13 protein-coding genes are annotated in these 15,534 nt (G+C 72.8%); 6 read left to right on the top strand and 7 right to left on the bottom strand.

Annotation, left to right across the window (positions count from 1 at the left end):
- Positions 1-42 precede the first annotated feature (42 nt).
- The 5 genes from GA0070606_RS13225 to eccCa all read right to left on the bottom strand — a co-directional run bounded on the left by GA0070606_RS13225 (position 43) and on the right by eccCa (position 8,509).
- Entirely contained in the window at positions 43-474 is a 432-nt protein-coding gene (locus GA0070606_RS13225; protein ID WP_091098720.1) for a hypothetical protein, read from the bottom strand.
- A 96-nt stretch (positions 475-570) separates the two neighbouring features.
- On the bottom strand, positions 571-1,926 hold the full coding sequence (mycP, locus tag GA0070606_RS13230) for a type VII secretion-associated serine protease mycosin (protein WP_091098724.1): 1,356 nt from the start codon (positions 1,924-1,926) through the stop codon (positions 571-573).
- A 100-nt stretch (positions 1,927-2,026) separates the two neighbouring features.
- Entirely contained in the window at positions 2,027-3,793 is a 1,767-nt protein-coding gene (locus GA0070606_RS13235) for a WXG100 family type VII secretion target (protein WP_091098727.1), read from the bottom strand.
- 35 nt (positions 3,794-3,828) lie between these two features.
- Complete coding sequence (locus tag GA0070606_RS13240; protein ID WP_091098731.1) at positions 3,829-4,443, bottom strand: hypothetical protein; 615 nt, start codon at positions 4,441-4,443, stop codon at positions 3,829-3,831.
- 109 nt (positions 4,444-4,552) lie between these two features.
- Positions 4,553-8,509, bottom strand: a complete 3,957-nt coding sequence (gene eccCa, locus GA0070606_RS13245) for a type VII secretion protein EccCa (protein ID WP_091098736.1) — start codon at positions 8,507-8,509, stop codon at positions 4,553-4,555.
- Positions 8,510-8,650: 141 nt separating this feature from the next.
- On the opposite strand from eccCa, the gene eccD reads away from it, so the two are divergent.
- Positions 8,651-10,039 carry a type VII secretion integral membrane protein EccD gene (eccD, locus tag GA0070606_RS13250; RefSeq protein WP_091098740.1) on the top strand — a complete coding sequence of 463 codons (1,389 nt, stop codon included), beginning with the start codon at positions 8,651-8,653 and terminating at the stop codon, positions 10,037-10,039.
- 49 nt (positions 10,040-10,088) lie between these two features.
- On the opposite strand, the gene GA0070606_RS13255 is transcribed toward eccD, so the two are convergent.
- Positions 10,089-10,835: an SUKH-3 domain-containing protein gene (locus GA0070606_RS13255; RefSeq protein WP_091098743.1), complete on the bottom strand. Its 747-nt coding sequence runs from the start codon at positions 10,833-10,835 to the stop codon at positions 10,089-10,091.
- A 140-nt stretch (positions 10,836-10,975) separates the two neighbouring features.
- On the opposite strand from GA0070606_RS13255, the gene eccB reads away from it, so the two are divergent.
- The 3 genes from eccB to GA0070606_RS13270 all read left to right on the top strand — a co-directional run bounded on the left by eccB (position 10,976) and on the right by GA0070606_RS13270 (position 13,204).
- Positions 10,976-12,403, top strand: a complete 1,428-nt coding sequence (gene eccB / locus GA0070606_RS13260; RefSeq protein WP_091098745.1) for a type VII secretion protein EccB — start codon at positions 10,976-10,978, stop codon at positions 12,401-12,403.
- A 166-nt stretch (positions 12,404-12,569) separates the two neighbouring features.
- Complete coding sequence (locus GA0070606_RS13265) at positions 12,570-12,899, top strand: WXG100 family type VII secretion target (protein ID WP_091098749.1); 330 nt, start codon at positions 12,570-12,572, stop codon at positions 12,897-12,899.
- Positions 12,900-12,916: 17 nt separating this feature from the next.
- The gene (locus tag GA0070606_RS13270) at positions 12,917-13,204 is read left to right on the top strand and encodes a WXG100 family type VII secretion target (protein WP_091098753.1); all 288 of its coding nucleotides are present in this window, start codon (positions 12,917-12,919) and stop codon (positions 13,202-13,204) included.
- A 121-nt stretch (positions 13,205-13,325) separates the two neighbouring features.
- Here GA0070606_RS13270 and mycP (GA0070606_RS13275) read toward each other — a convergent pair whose 3' ends face one another.
- Positions 13,326-14,618: a type VII secretion-associated serine protease mycosin gene (mycP, locus tag GA0070606_RS13275; RefSeq protein WP_091098757.1), complete on the bottom strand. Its 1,293-nt coding sequence runs from the start codon at positions 14,616-14,618 to the stop codon at positions 13,326-13,328.
- A gap of 153 nt (positions 14,619-14,771) precedes the next feature.
- On the opposite strand from mycP (GA0070606_RS13275), the gene GA0070606_RS13280 reads away from it, so the two are divergent.
- On the top strand, positions 14,772-15,164 hold the full coding sequence (locus tag GA0070606_RS13280; RefSeq protein WP_091107685.1) for a YbaB/EbfC family nucleoid-associated protein: 393 nt from the start codon (positions 14,772-14,774) through the stop codon (positions 15,162-15,164).
- Entirely contained in the window at positions 15,161-15,502 is a 342-nt protein-coding gene (locus tag GA0070606_RS13285; protein ID WP_091098761.1) for a hypothetical protein, read from the top strand. Before GA0070606_RS13280 ends, GA0070606_RS13285 begins: the two co-directional genes overlap by 4 nt.
- Positions 15,503-15,534 lie beyond the last annotated feature (32 nt).

Genomic DNA, 15,534 nt, shown 5'->3' on the forward strand with positions numbered 1-15,534 from the left:
AGCCGCGGCCCGGGACGGCCAGGGCTGCGCCGGTGGCGCGCGTCAGCGCCGGTCGCCGCCGGACCAGTCCCTGGCCGACCGGCTCTTGAGCAGGGCGAGTGCCACCCCGGAGAGCCCGCCCACGACCAGCGGCGTGACCATCGTCGGTTGGAAGTCGAGCTTGCCCTGCACGAGCAGGCCGACCAGGGCGACGACGAAGAGCCCGAAGGTGAACGTGGCCGGTGTCCGCAGCCCCGCGGTGCCCGCCCGACGCCAGGCGAGGACCATCCCACCCACCGTCATGGCCACCAGCAGCAGGCAGAGCGCGAGGATCAGCACGGCGAAAACGATCAGGAAGACCTTGCCGTCTCCGTCGCTCCTCGCCATCGCCACGAAGAAGGCGACGCCCGCGACGAGCCAGGTGAGGGCCGTGGGCACCATCAGCAGAATCGCCGCGACCACCGTGATCGGCCGCCGGGCGGCCGTGGGCGGCACCGGCGCACCGGACGGCCCGGCATGCGGAGGTACGGCGCCGGGCGGTGACGGGGGGCCGGTGCCGGGGAATTGGGCCGGCATCTCGCCTCCTGTCCGTCAGGTGCCTGGCCGGCGCCAGCCGGCGTCACCCGTCGGGTCCGCGGAGTGGGTCGGCTGCCCGCCTGCCGGGCCCGACGGCGGCACGCCAGGCCTGCCCGGATGCGCTCCCGGCACCGGCCGGTACGGCTCGCCTGGTGCCGGCGGGTACGGGGTTTCGCTCCCGGCGGGACCGGCGACCGGAGTGCGGACCTCCTTCGAGGATGCCGCGGTCCTCCGACGGAGGCGTCGCCGCACAAGCAGGACCACCGTCGCCACGAGGCCGAGGAAGACGACCACGACCGCCAACGAGAGCACCCATTCGACGGCCTTGTTCGATGTCCCTGAGTTCTCCGCGCGCGCACGGGCGAGGGTCGGGTCGACCTCCGGCTCCTGAGCCGCCTGGCTTCGGCTGCCTCGGCCGTCCGGCTCCCCGGTCAACGCCTGGCGAAGATCGAGCTGGCCGTAGCCGTAGTCGAGGTCCTTACCCGGTTTGCCGGCGTCGCGGGTCGTCTCCACCATCCGCTTGAACAGGTCGTACGAGCTGAGGTTCGGGTACTTCGACTTCACCAGGGCGACCGCGCCGGAGACGAGCGCGGCGGAGCCGCTGCTCCCGGTGCTCATCGTGTACCGCCCGTCGGGCAGCGCGGCGAACAGGTCGTCGCCGGGCGCGGCGAGGTCGGTCTCCTCGGCGGGGATGGCGGCGATCCGGCTGGGGCGACCGTTGCGGTCGGTGCCGGTCACCGCCAGCGCGCCGGGGTGGTTGGCCGGGCTACCGATTATCGCGTCCTGCTTGTTGCCGACAGCGGCGACGACGATCACGTTCTTCTGGTAGGCCCGTTTCACCGCCCGATCCAGATCGACGTCGGTCGAGCTACCCAGGGAGACGTTGATGACGTCGGCGCCGTGGTCCACCGCCCAGTCGATCCCGGCCGCGAGCGCGTCCGGCGCGATGATCGCCTTGCCCTTGGCGCCCTGCACGGTCACCGGCAGGAGCTTGGCCTTCGGGGCGACGCCGAGCACGCCCTCGCGGCCACCCGGGCCGTGCCCGTGGCCGGCGATCAGGGACGCCATCGCGGTGCCGTGCCCCTGCCGGTCCTGGTGTCCCTTGCTCCGTTCGTCGTAGAGATCCACGCCGGGGAGCACGTTGTTCTTCAGGTCCGGGTGCCGGGCGTCCACTCCGGTGTCGACGACCGCGACCGTGATGCCCTCACCCTGGCTGATCTTGTGCAGCTCGGTCAGTTCAAGGGCGTCGAGGTGCCAGGCGTCCTTGCGGCCGTCGGCGGCCTGGGCCGGCGTGCCCGCCAAGGCCAGGGCCGCCAGGACGCTCAGCGCGGCCGTGGCCAGCGTGGCCGCCGGGCGAGGGGCGAGACGCATCTGCGCTACCTTCCTCTGTGGGTCGTCGATCGGCCGGAAACACGATCACCGCATGGTACGGGCCGGCCACCCATGGTGTGGTGACCGGCCCGTCCGCGTGTCAGCCCTGACCGAGCGCCTTGCCCTGCTGCTGCGGTCGATGCTCCGCCGGCGCCTCGATGTTGCCGACCGCGACCGGCTCGGTGGTCCAGAGCTCGTCGTCGCCCTCGCCGTACTCCCAGGTCTCCGGCTCGTCCTCAGCCGGGCGTGCGGCGCTGCGCGAGCCTGGGACGGCCGGGCCTCCCCGGCGTCCACCCAACGACGGCGCCGGCCCCGTGGTGGGGGCCGGACGCGGCGCACCCCCCGCGCCACGGCCCGAGAGATCCGGACGGGCACCCGCGCCAGGGGTGGGCGGGCCACCCGCACGGGTGCCGCCGACGCTCGGCGTGGCCGGGCGAGCGGCACTCGGCGGCGTGCCGGGACGGCCGGCGGTCGGGGAGCCGGCGCGCGGGCCGGACGTGGCGGGCGTGGCCGGACCGGTGCCGCGCTGGCCGCCGAGGCTCGGCGGCGGCGACGCCGGCCGACCCGGAGTGCCCCCCGCGTGCCTGGGACCGGCGGTGCTGCCCGGCAGGCGCGGGGTCGACGGCGGGGTGGCCGGGCCGGTCGGCCGAGTGCCGAGGCCCGGCGCGCCGGAGCGGAGGCCACCCGGCCGGCCGGTGCCGGTGTTGCCGGGCAGGGTGGGTCGGTTCGGCGGGGCGCCGCGACTCGCCGGGTTCCCGCCGGGGTTGCCGGCACCCGGCAGGGTGGGCCGGTTCGGCGCCGGGCCGCGGGTGCCCGGGGTGGGTGCCCCGGCACCCGGCAGGGTGGTGCGCGGTGTACCCGGCCGGCTGTTGATGTTCGGCGCGTTCGGACGCGGGGTGCCCTGGCCGCCGGTCACCGGCAGCACCGGGGTGGGCGGAGGCGGAGTTCCCGGCGCGTGGGTGACCGGCGGCGGGGCGGGCGGGGGCCCGGGCGGCGCGGGAGGTGTGATCGTGGTGCCGGCGAGCCTGACGCCGTCGGGCAGGCCGGGCGGCGGCGGTGGCGTGGGCGTGGTGGGCGTGTCGGGCGTGTCGGGGCGGTTGGGCATGTCCGGCCTGGTCGGCCGGTCGCCGGACATGGTCGGGGCGACCGGCTTCGGCCCGGCCGGTGCGCCGGGTCGAGTGGGCCGCGGGGCCAGCGAGGGGGTGTGCACGACCGCGTTCGTCGGCCCCTTGTACATGCCGCCGCGCGTGATGTTCGAGATGTAGACGTCGATGTAGAGGTCCGCGAGCGGCTTGACGATGTTCTTCGCCCGCTCGTGGAATTCTTTCTGCACGTCCTCGTACGACTTGGCGTTGTTGATCCCGAACAGGTCGCCGAACTGCACGCCCTCGTCGTCCTTGGCCTTCTTGGCCTGGTGCTCCTGCTCGGCCTTGTATTCCAGCCAGAGCTCGCGCATGTCCCGCTGGGTCTTCTCGATCTTGTCGGCGAGCTGCTCCAGACCGCTGGCCGACTTGTCGGCGACGCTCTTCCACTCGTCAAGCGAGTGAAGGGCCGCGCCCACCTTCTCCATGAAGACCCGGCCCGCCGGCGACCGCCACTTGGCGTCCAGCGCGTCGGCGTGCCGCTTGAGGTTCTCCCGCGTGGTCTGCAGCAGGCTGCTGGTCCGCCGCCAGGTTTCGGCGAGGGCGACGGTGCGCTCGTCGCTCTCCTTGCGGGCGTACTCCCACATCTGCTCGATGGTGACCCCGTCCCAATTCGTGGGCTCGTAGGGTTCGGCCTGGGCAGACCGCTCGGCGGCGTAGTCGTCGACGACACCGGCGTAACTCGGAATGTACGGTGGCGTCCACCCGTAGTATTTGTCGCTCATCCCCGCTCCTCAGCGTTCCCGTCCCCTGCCCACCGTCAGGACCGCACGTCCGGGCGTGCCACATCGTCGCCGTACATCCGATCGTCGTCGCCCTGGACCCGGTAGGAGCCGGGGCCCTCGCCGATGGTGTCAGGCTTGTCCATGTCCGGCGTCTCCTCCGGGTCGTCCGCGGTGCAGACCTCCGGGCCGTAGTAGGTCGCCGGGTTCGTGGCCTCCGGCGGGACCGTGCTGGCCGGGTTCTGCTGCTCGTCCCCGCCCTGCTGCCAGTAGTCGTTGAGCGTCTTCTGCCCGTCGACACCGTTGAAGGCGTTGTAGACGTCGTCGTTGGTGGCCTGGGCCAGCGCGTCCCCGGTGAGGTACTCGGCGGAGATCGACGCCGCGGCCGTGCTGAGCGAGACCAGGCCCTTCATCGCGTCGCCGAGCATCTGCGCCACCGCCGAGCGACTCTCGTCGTGCCGGCCCCGGAAGAACTTGCCCTCCTTGAGCCCACCTCCGCCGAACGGCGCCTGCACGGTGAGCATGGGGCGTACGCCGTTCTCGAAGCTGGGCCGGAAATTGATCTCCAGCTCGTCCTGGATGGCCTTCGCGAAGTCCTTCAGCTGCTGGATGTCGACGTCGATGTTCTCGTCGACGAGCCACTCGTCGCCCATCTGCCTCCCCGTTCGCTCACAGGCTGACAGCGCGGCTGTGTCCCCCAGCCGCGACGCCATGGTTCCACTCTGGTGGACGATAGCCTCATCGGGCAACCCCGCGTGGTACTCACGTCCGTGGCGGCAGGTGCACCAACTGCACGAGGCGGGTGCCCTCCCGCCGCGTGACCAGCCAGCCCCGGCCCGGCGGCAGCGGCCCGGGGCGGACGGTGCCGAGCAGCACACCCTCGTCCCGGTTGCCGGACATCACGATGCCCGGCGTGCTGATCTCCCGCAGCCGCATCAGCACCGGCTCGTACAGCGCTCGGCTCGCACCGCCGGTGCGGCGGGCGATGACCAGGTGCAGACCGATGTCCCGGGCCTGCGGCAGGAACTCCAGCAACGGGGCCAGCGGGTTGCTGCCCGCGCCCGCCACCAGGTCGTAGTCGTCGACCAGGACGTACAGGTCCGGCCCCTTCCACCAACTGCGGGCGCGCAGTTGGTCGGGCGTCACGTCGTTGGGCGGCAGCCGGTCCCGCATCACCCCGGCGACCTCGGCGATGATGCCCTCGGTGAGCTGGGCCGACGAGCCGTACCCGATCAGGTGCGGAGTGTTGATGTCGCCGAGCATGCTGCGGCGGTAGTCGACGATGACCAGCCGGGCCTCGGTCAGCTGGTTGCGGTCGACGATCGTCTGCGCCAGCGCCCGCAGGAACGTGCTCTTGCCCGACTCGCCGTCGCCGAAGAGCAGGAAGTGCGGGTCGGCGGCGAAGTCCAGGTGCACCGGCTGGAGGTCCACCTCGGCGATACCGATCGGCACCCCGGGCCGTCCGGTGGCCGGCAGGCTGCCGTACGGAACCACCGCCGGAAGCAGCCGGATCGGCGGAGCGCCCGGCCCTTGCCAGGCGCCGGCCAGGTCGTTGACCAGCTTGCGGCCTCCCTCAGGCAGCGTGTCCGTCTCCTGCGCGCCGTCGGTGCGGGGCAGGGCGGCGAGAAACTGCTGCCCATCGGCGGTGATACCCCGGCCGGGTGACTTCTCCGGCACGTTCATCGCGGCCCGACGGTCCAGAAGGGAATCTCCCGCGTCGGCCAGCCGGAGCTCCAGCCGGGTACCGAAGACGTCCCGCACGGCAGGGCGCAGGTCCATCCAGCGACCGGCGGTGACGATCAGGTGGATGCCGAAGGAGAGACCCCGGTTGGCGATGTCGTTGATGGTCGACTCAAGGTCCTCGAACTCGGCACGGATGGTGGACCAGCCGTCGATGACCAGGAAGACGTCACCGAACGGATCGTCGGTGTGCTGGCCGTGCCGGCGGGCCCGCCGGTACTCGGCCATCGAGTCGATGCCGCGCTCGCCGAACCGCCGCTCCCGCTCGCCCATCAGCAGTTGCATCTCGGCGACGGTCCGGCGGACCAGACCGCCGTCGAGCCGGGTCGCGACCGCGCCGACGTGCGGCAGGTCGCGCAGCGAGGAGAGCGCGCTGCTGCCCAGGTCGAGGCAGTAGACCTGAGCCTCCCGGGGAGTGTGGGTCAGCGCCAACGAGGTGACGATCGTGCGCAGCAGGGTGCTCTTGCCGCTCTGCGGGCCGCCGACGACCACCGTGTGGCCGGCCGCGCCGGCCAGGTCGAACCAGAGCACGTCCCGGCGCTGGTCGAACGGCTTGTCGACGACGCCGACGGCCACCTGCAGCTCGCCCACCAGGCCGGCGTGCGCCACCGTCACGCCCCGGGCCGGGTCCGCCGTCAGCGGCGGCAGCAGCTGGTCCAGCGTCGGCGGCTCCGCCAGCGGGGGCAGCCACACCTGGTGGGCCGGCGCACCCCGGCCGGCGAGCCGGCCGACCAGGATGTCCAGCACGCTCTCGCCGCCCGTGTCGGCCGGTTCCGGTGTCGGCTCCTGGACCGTACGCGTCACCGGCGGCGCGACGTAGGCGGTGCTGTACTCCCGCACACGCTCCTCCCCGTCACCGGCGGCGACCGCCTCGGCCGTCTTGCTGCGGTAGGTGCCGGAGACGTACGCGGCCTTGAAGCGGACCAGTGGTTCGGTGCCGAAGCGCAGGTAGCCGTGGCCCGGCGACCGGGGCAGCTCGTACGCGTCGGTGGCGCCGAGCACCACCCGGCTCTCCATCGCCGAGAACGTCCGCAGACCGATCCGGTACGACAGGTGGGTGTCCAGGCCGCGCAGCCGGCCCTCCTCCAGCCGCTGCGAGGCGAGCAGCAGGTGCACGCCGAGCGACCGGCCGACCCGGCCGATCTGCACGAACATGTCGATGAAGTCCGGCTTGGCGGTGAGCAGCTCGGAGAACTCGTCGCAGATGATGAGCAGGCTCGGCAGCGGCGCCAACGGGGCGCCCGCCGCCCGGGCCTTCTCGTAGTCGCGTTGCGAGGCGTAGTTGCCGGCCGCGCGCAGCAACTCCTGCCGGCGCACCAGCTCACCGTTGATCGCGTCGGTCATCCGGTCGACCAGCGGCAGCTCGTCGGCCAGGTTGGTGATCACCGCGCTGGTGTGCGGCAGGGCGTCCAGCCGGGTGAAGGTCGCACCACCCTTGAAGTCGATCAGGACGAAGTTCAGGTTCTCCGAGCTGTGCGTGGCGGCGAGCGCCAGCACCAGCGTGCGCAGCAGCTCGGACTTGCCCGAGCCGGTGGCGCCGATCAGCAGGCCGTGCGGACCCATGCCGTCCTGCGCGGACTCCTTGAGGTCCAGCTCGACCGGTGCGCCGTCGGCGCCCACACCGATCGGAACCCGCAGCCGGTCCCGGTTCGGCCGGGGCTGCCAGGCCCGGTCCACCTCGAAGTCGTACGGGTCGCCGAGGTTGAGCAGTTCGGCCAGACCCAGCTCGGCGGTGAGCGGGGCATCGCCTCCTCGGGACGCGGCCGAGAGGCGCAGCGGCGCCAGCTGCATGGCGAGCGTCTCGATCTCGTCGATCCGGCAGTCGTCGGCCCGCCCGATCTCCGCCGAACCGTCCACGGTGGTGCTGTGCAGCCGCCGGTCGGCGGTCACGTCGAGCACCAGCCGGGCCCGGTCCAGCACCCGTGGCGCCGGGTGGGAGAGGTCGAGCAGGGTGACCCCCTCAACACCACCCTCGGTCATCAGGTGGTCCGATCCGGCGGTGTCACCGCCGTCGATGACGACCAGGACATGGGGCCCGCCCACCTGGGGCGCGCCGCCGGAGGAGTTGAACCGCGGGCGGCTCGCCAGCACGTCGTCGAGCATCGCCTCGAGCCCGGTGACCGAGGGCGCGACCAGCCGGAGCTGACCGAGCGCGTCGGTGCGGGTCGGGTGCAGCGCGTGCGGCAGCCACTTGGTCCACTCCCACGCGGCCCGCCGGTCGGCGGCGACGCAGACCGCGACGAGCATGTCGTCCGGCGCGTGGAACGCGGTGGCCTGGGCGAGCACCGACGTGACGAGCCCACGCACCGCGTCGTCGTCGCCGCGCAGGTGCACCCGGGCGAAGCCGTTGAGCGCCATCGTCACCGGCAGGTCCGGCACCTCGCCGTAGGTGGTCAGGAAGCGACGCAGCGCCAGCGCGCACATCGGCTCCAGCTTCTCCAGCGAGGTCGCCGGCGGCGGGACCAGGGGCGTGGCCAGCTCCTGCGGGCCGAGACCGATGCGCACGGTGGCGAAGTCCACGTCGCCGCGCCGGCGCTCCCACAGCCGCGGCCCGAGCGGGACGGACCAGAGCGCCTCCGGATCCGGGTGCCGGTAGAACGCCGCCTCCCGCTGCTTGCGGATCGTCTTGAGCACCCGGCGGCGCTGCCGCGACAGGTGCGTCATGTACTCGCGCCGCTTCTGCAACATCTCCTGCTTGCCCGGGCCGCCGGAGTTGTTGGCGAGCTGGGAGCCGAGCATGCCGATCGCGGAGAGCCCGAAGAGGCCTCCCATGACGTAACCGAGTGTGCTGCCGCCACGGCCGGCGAACATCAGCGCCATCGCGAACGAGCCGGCGAGCATCGGCAGCACCATCAGCATCTGGCCCCAGGCACGCCCACTCGGCGCGGGCACCTCGGGTGGCGCCTCCAGCAGGACCTCGCCGGACGGGTAATCCGGCTCCGGCTGCCGGGCCGGACGTTTCACGACGACCGTGCTCACCTATCAGACCTCCCCGCTGGCGCGCCCGGACCCGATCGGACCGAACCGGCGCCCACGCCACCGGCACATGGTAGGTAGCCTTCTCTCGTCATGACAGCCGCGGGCCCTATCCGGTCCGCTCCCCGTCCCGAGGGGTCATCAGTGGTCACCCAGGCCGGAACCGGTCTCGTGCGCATCGCCGTCGTCGCCCCGAACCGACGGCTCGATCTCGCCCTGCCCGAGCATCTGCCGCTCGTCAGGCTGCTTCCCGCCGTGCTGCGGCAGGCGGAGGAGCACCCGTCGGACGGGACGTCACACGGTGGCTGGACGCTGCGCCGCACCGACGGCAACGCCGTCGACCTGAACCGCACGCTCGCCGTGCAGAACGTCCGGGACGGCGAGACGCTGCACCTGGTGCCGCGCCGCACCGAGTGGCCCGAGCTGGCGTACGACGATCTGATGGAGGCTGTCGCCGACGGCGCGCGCCGGCGCGGGGTGGCCTGGAACCCGTTCGCGACCCGGCTGACCGGTCTGATCGTCGGCGGCGCGCTGCTGCTGCTCGGCCTGGCCGTCATCGTCGCATCCGACGAGCCCGGCTGGCTCGGTGGCGTGATCGCCCTCGGCACCGCCGCGGTGCTGCTGCTGGTCGGGATCGTGTTGTCCCGGGCGATGGCCGACTCCCTCGCCGGGGCCGTGGTCGCCGCCGCCGGTCTGCCGTACGCCTTCGTCGGCGGCACCCTGGTGATCGGCACCGGGGAGTCCGTCTGGGCGCTCGGCGCGCCGCACGTGCTGCTCGGTTCCGCCGTCCTGCTCCTCGCCGGCCTGCTCGGCTTCCTCGGTGTCGGCGACGCGACCCGGGTCTTCGTGGCGGCGGTCTTCGCCGGGTTCTGGGGCATGCTCGGCGGCCTCTTCGCCCTCGGCTCGATGGACGCGGCGCAGGGCGCGGCGATCGTGGTCAGCGTCGTGACCCTGCTGCTGCCGGCGATGCCGCTGCTCGCCGTACGGCTCGGGAAGATTCCGATGCCGGCGCTGCCCCGCACCGCCGAGGACCTGCTGCGCGACGAGCCGCAACCCCGGCGCGAGTTGGTCTATCAGGCCACCGCCCGGGCCGACGAGGTGCTCACCGGCATGATCTTCGGCTCGTTCGTGGTCACCGTCGGCGGCCTGATCGTGCTCACCGCGCACGGCTCGGTCGCCGCCCTGCTGCTGACCGGAGTGGTCGCACTCGGTCACCTGCTGCGTGCCCGGCTGGTGCCGACCGTCCGGCACCGCGTGCCGCTGCTCGCCGTGGGCCTGGTCGGGCTGGCCCTGCTGCCCCTGGTCGGCGCGGCAGACGCCGAAACGGTGCTGCGGGTGCTGGCGGTGCTGCCGGTGGCGGTGGTCGCGGCCGGGTTCTCGGTCAGCGCCGGGCTCGCCTACAGCCGGCGCGCCCCGTCGCCCCGACTGGCCCGCCTGGGCGACATGCTCGACATCCTGCTGCAACTGGCCGTGGTGCCGGTGGCCTGCAGCGTGCTGGGCCTGTACGCGTTCATGCGCGCGCTGAACGGCTGACGCCGGGTGCCAGCCGTCGGTCCGTCGAGGTCTCCGGAGCCCCGGACGCTCACAGCGTGACGTCGCTGACCGCCGGCGATCTGCCACCGCGGATGAGCGCGATGATCGCGGTGTCGATGTCCGGGCCGATGAAGAAGTCGTCGGCCCAGTGCAACTGGAAGACCCGTCCCCGAGCGTCGATGACGAGTTCCGAGGGCCCGTCGGCGTTGTTGCCGAGCGGAAAGACCGGGATGCCGTACTCCTCGGCGAAGACCTCGGAGCCCTCCGCCAACACACCGCCCCGGGTGGGATGGAGGGCGCTTCCGAAGCCGCCTCCCGGCTCGCCGTGCCCGCCGAACTGGGGCAGGCGCAGGCCGCCGAATTCGACCAGGGCGGCGCGTGCCGCCGGGAAGAACTCCAGCCCGGCCAGTTCGTCGGCGAAACGGGTCAGCCACAGGTCGACGGCGGCCGTCATGTCCCGGCCGGGAAACCAGCCGGCCTTCTCCAGCACCTCGCGGACGTCCGGCGGGAAGCGGCCCTCGGCGGCGCGGTGCTTCGCGTACCGTTCGGCGATCGCCGGGGCGGGCAGCGACGGCCACTGGGACAGCTCCCCGGTCTCCCGGTCGATGACCGCTGTGGGTTGTCCGGTTGCCGACGGTGGCCGGGGCGGCCCGTTCGCCGTCTCCGGCTCGGGCTCCCGGCGAGAGGCGATGAAGCCAAGATCGAACTCGTGGAGGTCGACCTCCGGCGGCGGGCCGGGGTGGCCGGCGGCGGCCCACTCCCGGGCGCGGGCCAGCGCCTCGTCACGACTGATCATCGGAACTCCCTCGGGCCGTGGTCGTTCTGGTCGCCGGCTGCGACCGGGTGCCGGCACCACGGTGTTCGGCGCGGTGCCTATCGTAGGCACCGCGGTCCGGCGCTTCTGTCCGCGCCGACCGTACGCCAGGGGAGGATGCCATGCCGTCGCGGCGGGACCAGGTCCAGTCGTACCAGTTCTTCGTCCAGCGGATGACGTCCGCGCTCGTGGCGCGCGAGCCTGATCCGGAGAGCGCGCCGTTCCGGCGGCTCGGTGGCGCCGGCTTCGCGGGCATCATGGTCGCGGTGCTCTGCCTCGCCGCGGTGGGCGTCTACGGCCTGCTGCGTCCCGGCGGCGCCACCAAGTGGAAGGCGGGCGGGGCGGTCGTCCTCGAGAAGGAGACCGGCACTCGGTACGTCTACCGGGAGGGTCGGCTGCACCCGGTGGTCAACTACTCGTCCGCGCTGTTGGCGATGGAGTCGGCGGTGCCCACCGTCTCCGTCTCCCGGAACTCGCTGGTCGGCACGCCGCGCGGCCCCCGGATCGGCATTCCGGACGCACCGGACGCCCTGCCCGACCCGAAGCGGATCCTCTCCGGGCCGTGGACGCTCTGCACCCAGCCGGCCCGGAACCAGGCCGGTGGGACCGTGGCCACCACCGTGCTCACCGTCGGCAGGGCACCCAGCGGCGGACGCGAGATGGGCGACACCGCGCTGCTGGCCCGGGACACCAAGACGAGCCGGTTGCACCTGATCTGGCACGACCACCGGTACGAGATCCGCAACCAGAAGATCGTCCTCGAAGGGCTCATCATGACCGCGGAGCCGGTGGTCGAGGTGGGCGGGGCGTGGCTCAACGCACTGCCCGCCGGCGAGCCGATCGGCACCCGGACGGTGGCCGGCCGGGGTGAGCCGTCCGACGCGCTGCAGAATGCCAGGGTCGGCCAGATCTTCGTCGTGGAGAGTCAGAACGGCAGCCGCCAGTACTACCTCGCCGACCGGGAGCGGCTGGCTCCGCTGACCCCGCTGCAGGCCGACGTGTTGCTGGCCGATCCGGAGACGCGGCGGTCGTATCCGGGCGGATCGACGCCCCGGGCGGTACCGCTCGCGGCCGGCACCGCCGCAGCCGCTCCCAAGGCGTCGGTCCCTGCGGCGGGGCGTCACCGCGCGCCCGACGAACGCCCCGAGGTCGCTCGGCTGACCGGTGACCAGCCGGCCGTCTGCGCCGGCTACCAACCGGGGCAGGACGAGCCGACCCTGCTGTTGGACGCCCAGGTGCAGCCGGTGAAGGAGCCGGTACGCACCCGCGAGCAGACGGGCGACGGCATCCCGCTCGCCGACCGGGTGGTCATCGAACCGGGGTACGGCGTGCTGGTCGCCGCCATGCCGTCGCCGGACGCCCCGGCCGGCACCCTGAATCTGGTCACCGACCTGGGTTACCGGTATCCGTTGGCCTCCGAGGATGTGCCGGGGATGCTCGGCTACCAGAGTGTGCGGCCCGTCGAACTGCCGGCGAGCCTGGTCGTCCGGCTACCGGCCGGTCCCGCGCTCGACCCGGCGAGTGCGAAACGGGCGCTGGACCCGGAGTGACCGCACCCGCCACAGTGGCGCACGTTTGCGGGTCCCAACGCCGACCGGCCTAGCGTCGGCTGGACGCGACCCGTTACGGTTCGTACGAGAGATGGTGCACGAGCGCCGTAACAATGGCTGCCCCCGGCGACGCGGGGCGATCGACGAGGACGGGGGTGACTCCACCATGACGATGCGTACCGACACCGGCCTTATGGTGAAGACCGAGGGTGACGTAGATGCCGTCGCCGACCGGCTCACCAGCAACCTGAACGGGCTGATGGACCAGCTCACGCCGCTGTACGACCAGTGGAAGGGCGCTGGTGCGGGCTCGTTCCAGCAGGTTCGCGAGCGGTTCGACCAGGACATGGCCCGGCTGAACGTGGCACTGCGGGCCATCGCCGAGGCCGTCGGGTCCGCCGGTAAGGACTACGACGTCAGCGACGACGAGATCCGGTCCGACATGGACTCTGCCGGTGCCACCGCCGGCCAGATCACCGCCGCGCTCAAGCTCTGACGGGGAGGGGTTCCGAGATGGAGATCCGTTACAACTTCGGTGCGTTGAACGCCGCGGCGGACAGCTGCGGCGGTGCCATGAGAAACCTGACCGGCGAGCTCGACGGGCTCAAGTCCGGCATCGCGCCGCTGCTCGCGACCTGGGACGGTGACGCCCGCGAGGCGTACTTCCGTCGGCAGAGCGACTGGGAGTCGGCCGCCAACGACCTGCGTGACCTGCTCGGCCGGATCGAGAAGGCGCTGCGCGAGTCGGCGGCCAAGATGCAGGCCCGCGAGGCCGCGAACCGGGCGAAGTTCGGCGACTGAGCCCCACCGTTACGACGATGGCCCGGCCCCGTGCCGGGCCATCGTCGTTCCCCCATCTGACGACGCGGGCCCGTCCCAGGGCGCGTGCCCTGACCACGCAGGCTCCGCCTCGGGGTCGTCCTCAGCCGCGGGGCAGCGAGGTGGGCACCCGGAAGAACGCCTCCTCGGGCTCGTCGACCACTCGGTCCGGGGGTGGCGGCATCGTCGGCCGGGTCGGCCGCCACCGCAGGCGCCGTCCGCGCGGCAGCAACGAGGCCACCGAGCCGATGGCGAGCGCGATCGCCGCCACCACCAGCCCGCCCCAGAGCGCCACCCGGCCGAAGACGCCCCACCGCTGCGCGCGCTCCTGCGCCACCGGGTCGTACGACGGATCGGGCAGCGGGGGCTGGGCCACCGGAGCCCCCTTGGTCAGCCGCTCGGTGACCGCCCGGTACGGGTTCAGCACGCCCCGTCCGTAGCCCTGCTCCGGATTCCCGCGCGCCGGGTCCACCGTCGCGACCAGCCGGCGGGTGACCTCCTCCGCCGACAGGCCCGGCTCGGCGGCGCGGATCAGGGCGGCCGTCGCGCTCACCAGCGGGGTCGCGAAGCTGGTGCCGCTCCAGACCGCGTGGCCGGAAAGACGGGTCGCCGCCACCACCGCGCCGCCGGGCGCCACGAGATCGACGTACGGCCCGACCTGCGACTGCTTCACCCGCGCGCCCTGCTGGTCGATCGCGCCGACCCCGATCACACCCTCGTAGGCGGCGGGATAGGGCACCGGGTCGGGACGCTCGCCGTCCTGGTGCAGGTTGCCGGCGGCGGCGATCAGCACCACGTCCTTCTCCCGCGCATAGCGGATCGCGCTCTCGACGGCGGGGTCGGGGCGGTAGAGCGTCACGGACATGTTCACCACGTCCGCGCCATCGTCGACCGCCCGGCGGATGGCCTGCGCGAAGACCGCCGTGGAGGCGCTCTCGCCCTGGCCCCCGCCCTCGTTGCCGGCCCGTTCGCTGACCCGGATCGGGACGATCGTGGCGTCCGGGGCCAAGCCGTGGAAGCCGACGCCGTCCTGCGGACGGGCGGCGATGAGGCTGGCGACCGCCGTACCGTGCGAGACGCAGTCGACGTCGCCGCCGGCGGTGCCGCGCAGCGCGTCGAAGCCCCTGGCCACCCGGCCACTCAACTGGGCGTGGTTGCTGTCGGAGCCGGAGTCGATGACCGCCACCCGCACCCTCGCGCCCGTGCTGAACGGCCAGACCCGTTGCGGCGCGAGCCACTGCTGGTGCCACGGGGTCTCTCTGATGACCTGCCCCGGATCGCTCGGGTTGTCGCAGACCGCCGGGGCCGCCACGGCCCGCGCCGGCGTGCCGAGGATGCTCGTGCCCGTCAGCGCCACCGCCAGGGCAACTGCGGACGTACGACGGCCGAGGGCCATTCCGCGCTCACCTCCCGTCTGCACGGCGTCGGTGCATGGTAGCGAGCCTCGAACCTGGGACGGATACCCGATGTCGCGCCGGTTCAGTATGGTCGACCTGTCACGCCGTCGGTCGGATCGCGGCGGCACATGGACGTGCAGGGGGAGGACGTCATGGACACGCAGGCGCTGCGCGCCCGGGCCGACGAGCTGATGGCCCAGTTCGAGCGGATGCGTTCGGGCGTGGGTGACCTCCAGCAACGACTCAAGGCCGTGAACGCCACCGTCACCTCCGACGACGGGTTCGTCACCGTCACCGTGGGCCCCCGGGGCCAGGTGGTCAAGGTGGAGTTCGACCCACGCATCTACCGGCGGCCCAACTCGAAGGAACTCTCCGCCACGGTCACCGACACGATCCGGCGGGCGACCGAGAAGGCGATGGCCGACGTCGAGGAGCTGTTGCGGCCCTTCGTGCCGGACAGCCAGTTCCAGGCGTACATGGACCACGACCTGGACGGCATCTTCCGCCAGTTGGACAGCGATCTTCCGAAGGAGGACGACCGATGAGTGACCCGAACGAGACCTTCGTCAATCCCGACGGCGCGCGGGACGGCGCCCGTCAGCTCGCTGCCGCCGGCTCGACGCTGGCCAGCCGCTGGGCGCGGCACGCGGCCACGATCTCCTCGCTCAACGCCTCGGCCCCCTGGGGCACGGACGAGCCGGGCAAGGAGTTCAACAAGCACTACCTGAACGGCGACGACGCCCCCGCCACCAACGTCCTCACCGGCGGCAAGACCATCGTCGACCTGGTCAAGGTGCTGGGTCCCGACGTGACCAACGCCGTCGACGGCACCGTCGAGGTCGACGACACGGTCGACAAGTGGTTCGGCGGCAAGGACAAGTAACCTCCCACTTCCGGTCGGTCAGGTCAGGGCAG

The sequence above is a fragment of the Micromonospora citrea genome, assembly GCF_900090315.1.
Classification (GTDB): Bacteria; Actinomycetota; Actinomycetes; order Mycobacteriales; family Micromonosporaceae; genus Micromonospora; species Micromonospora citrea.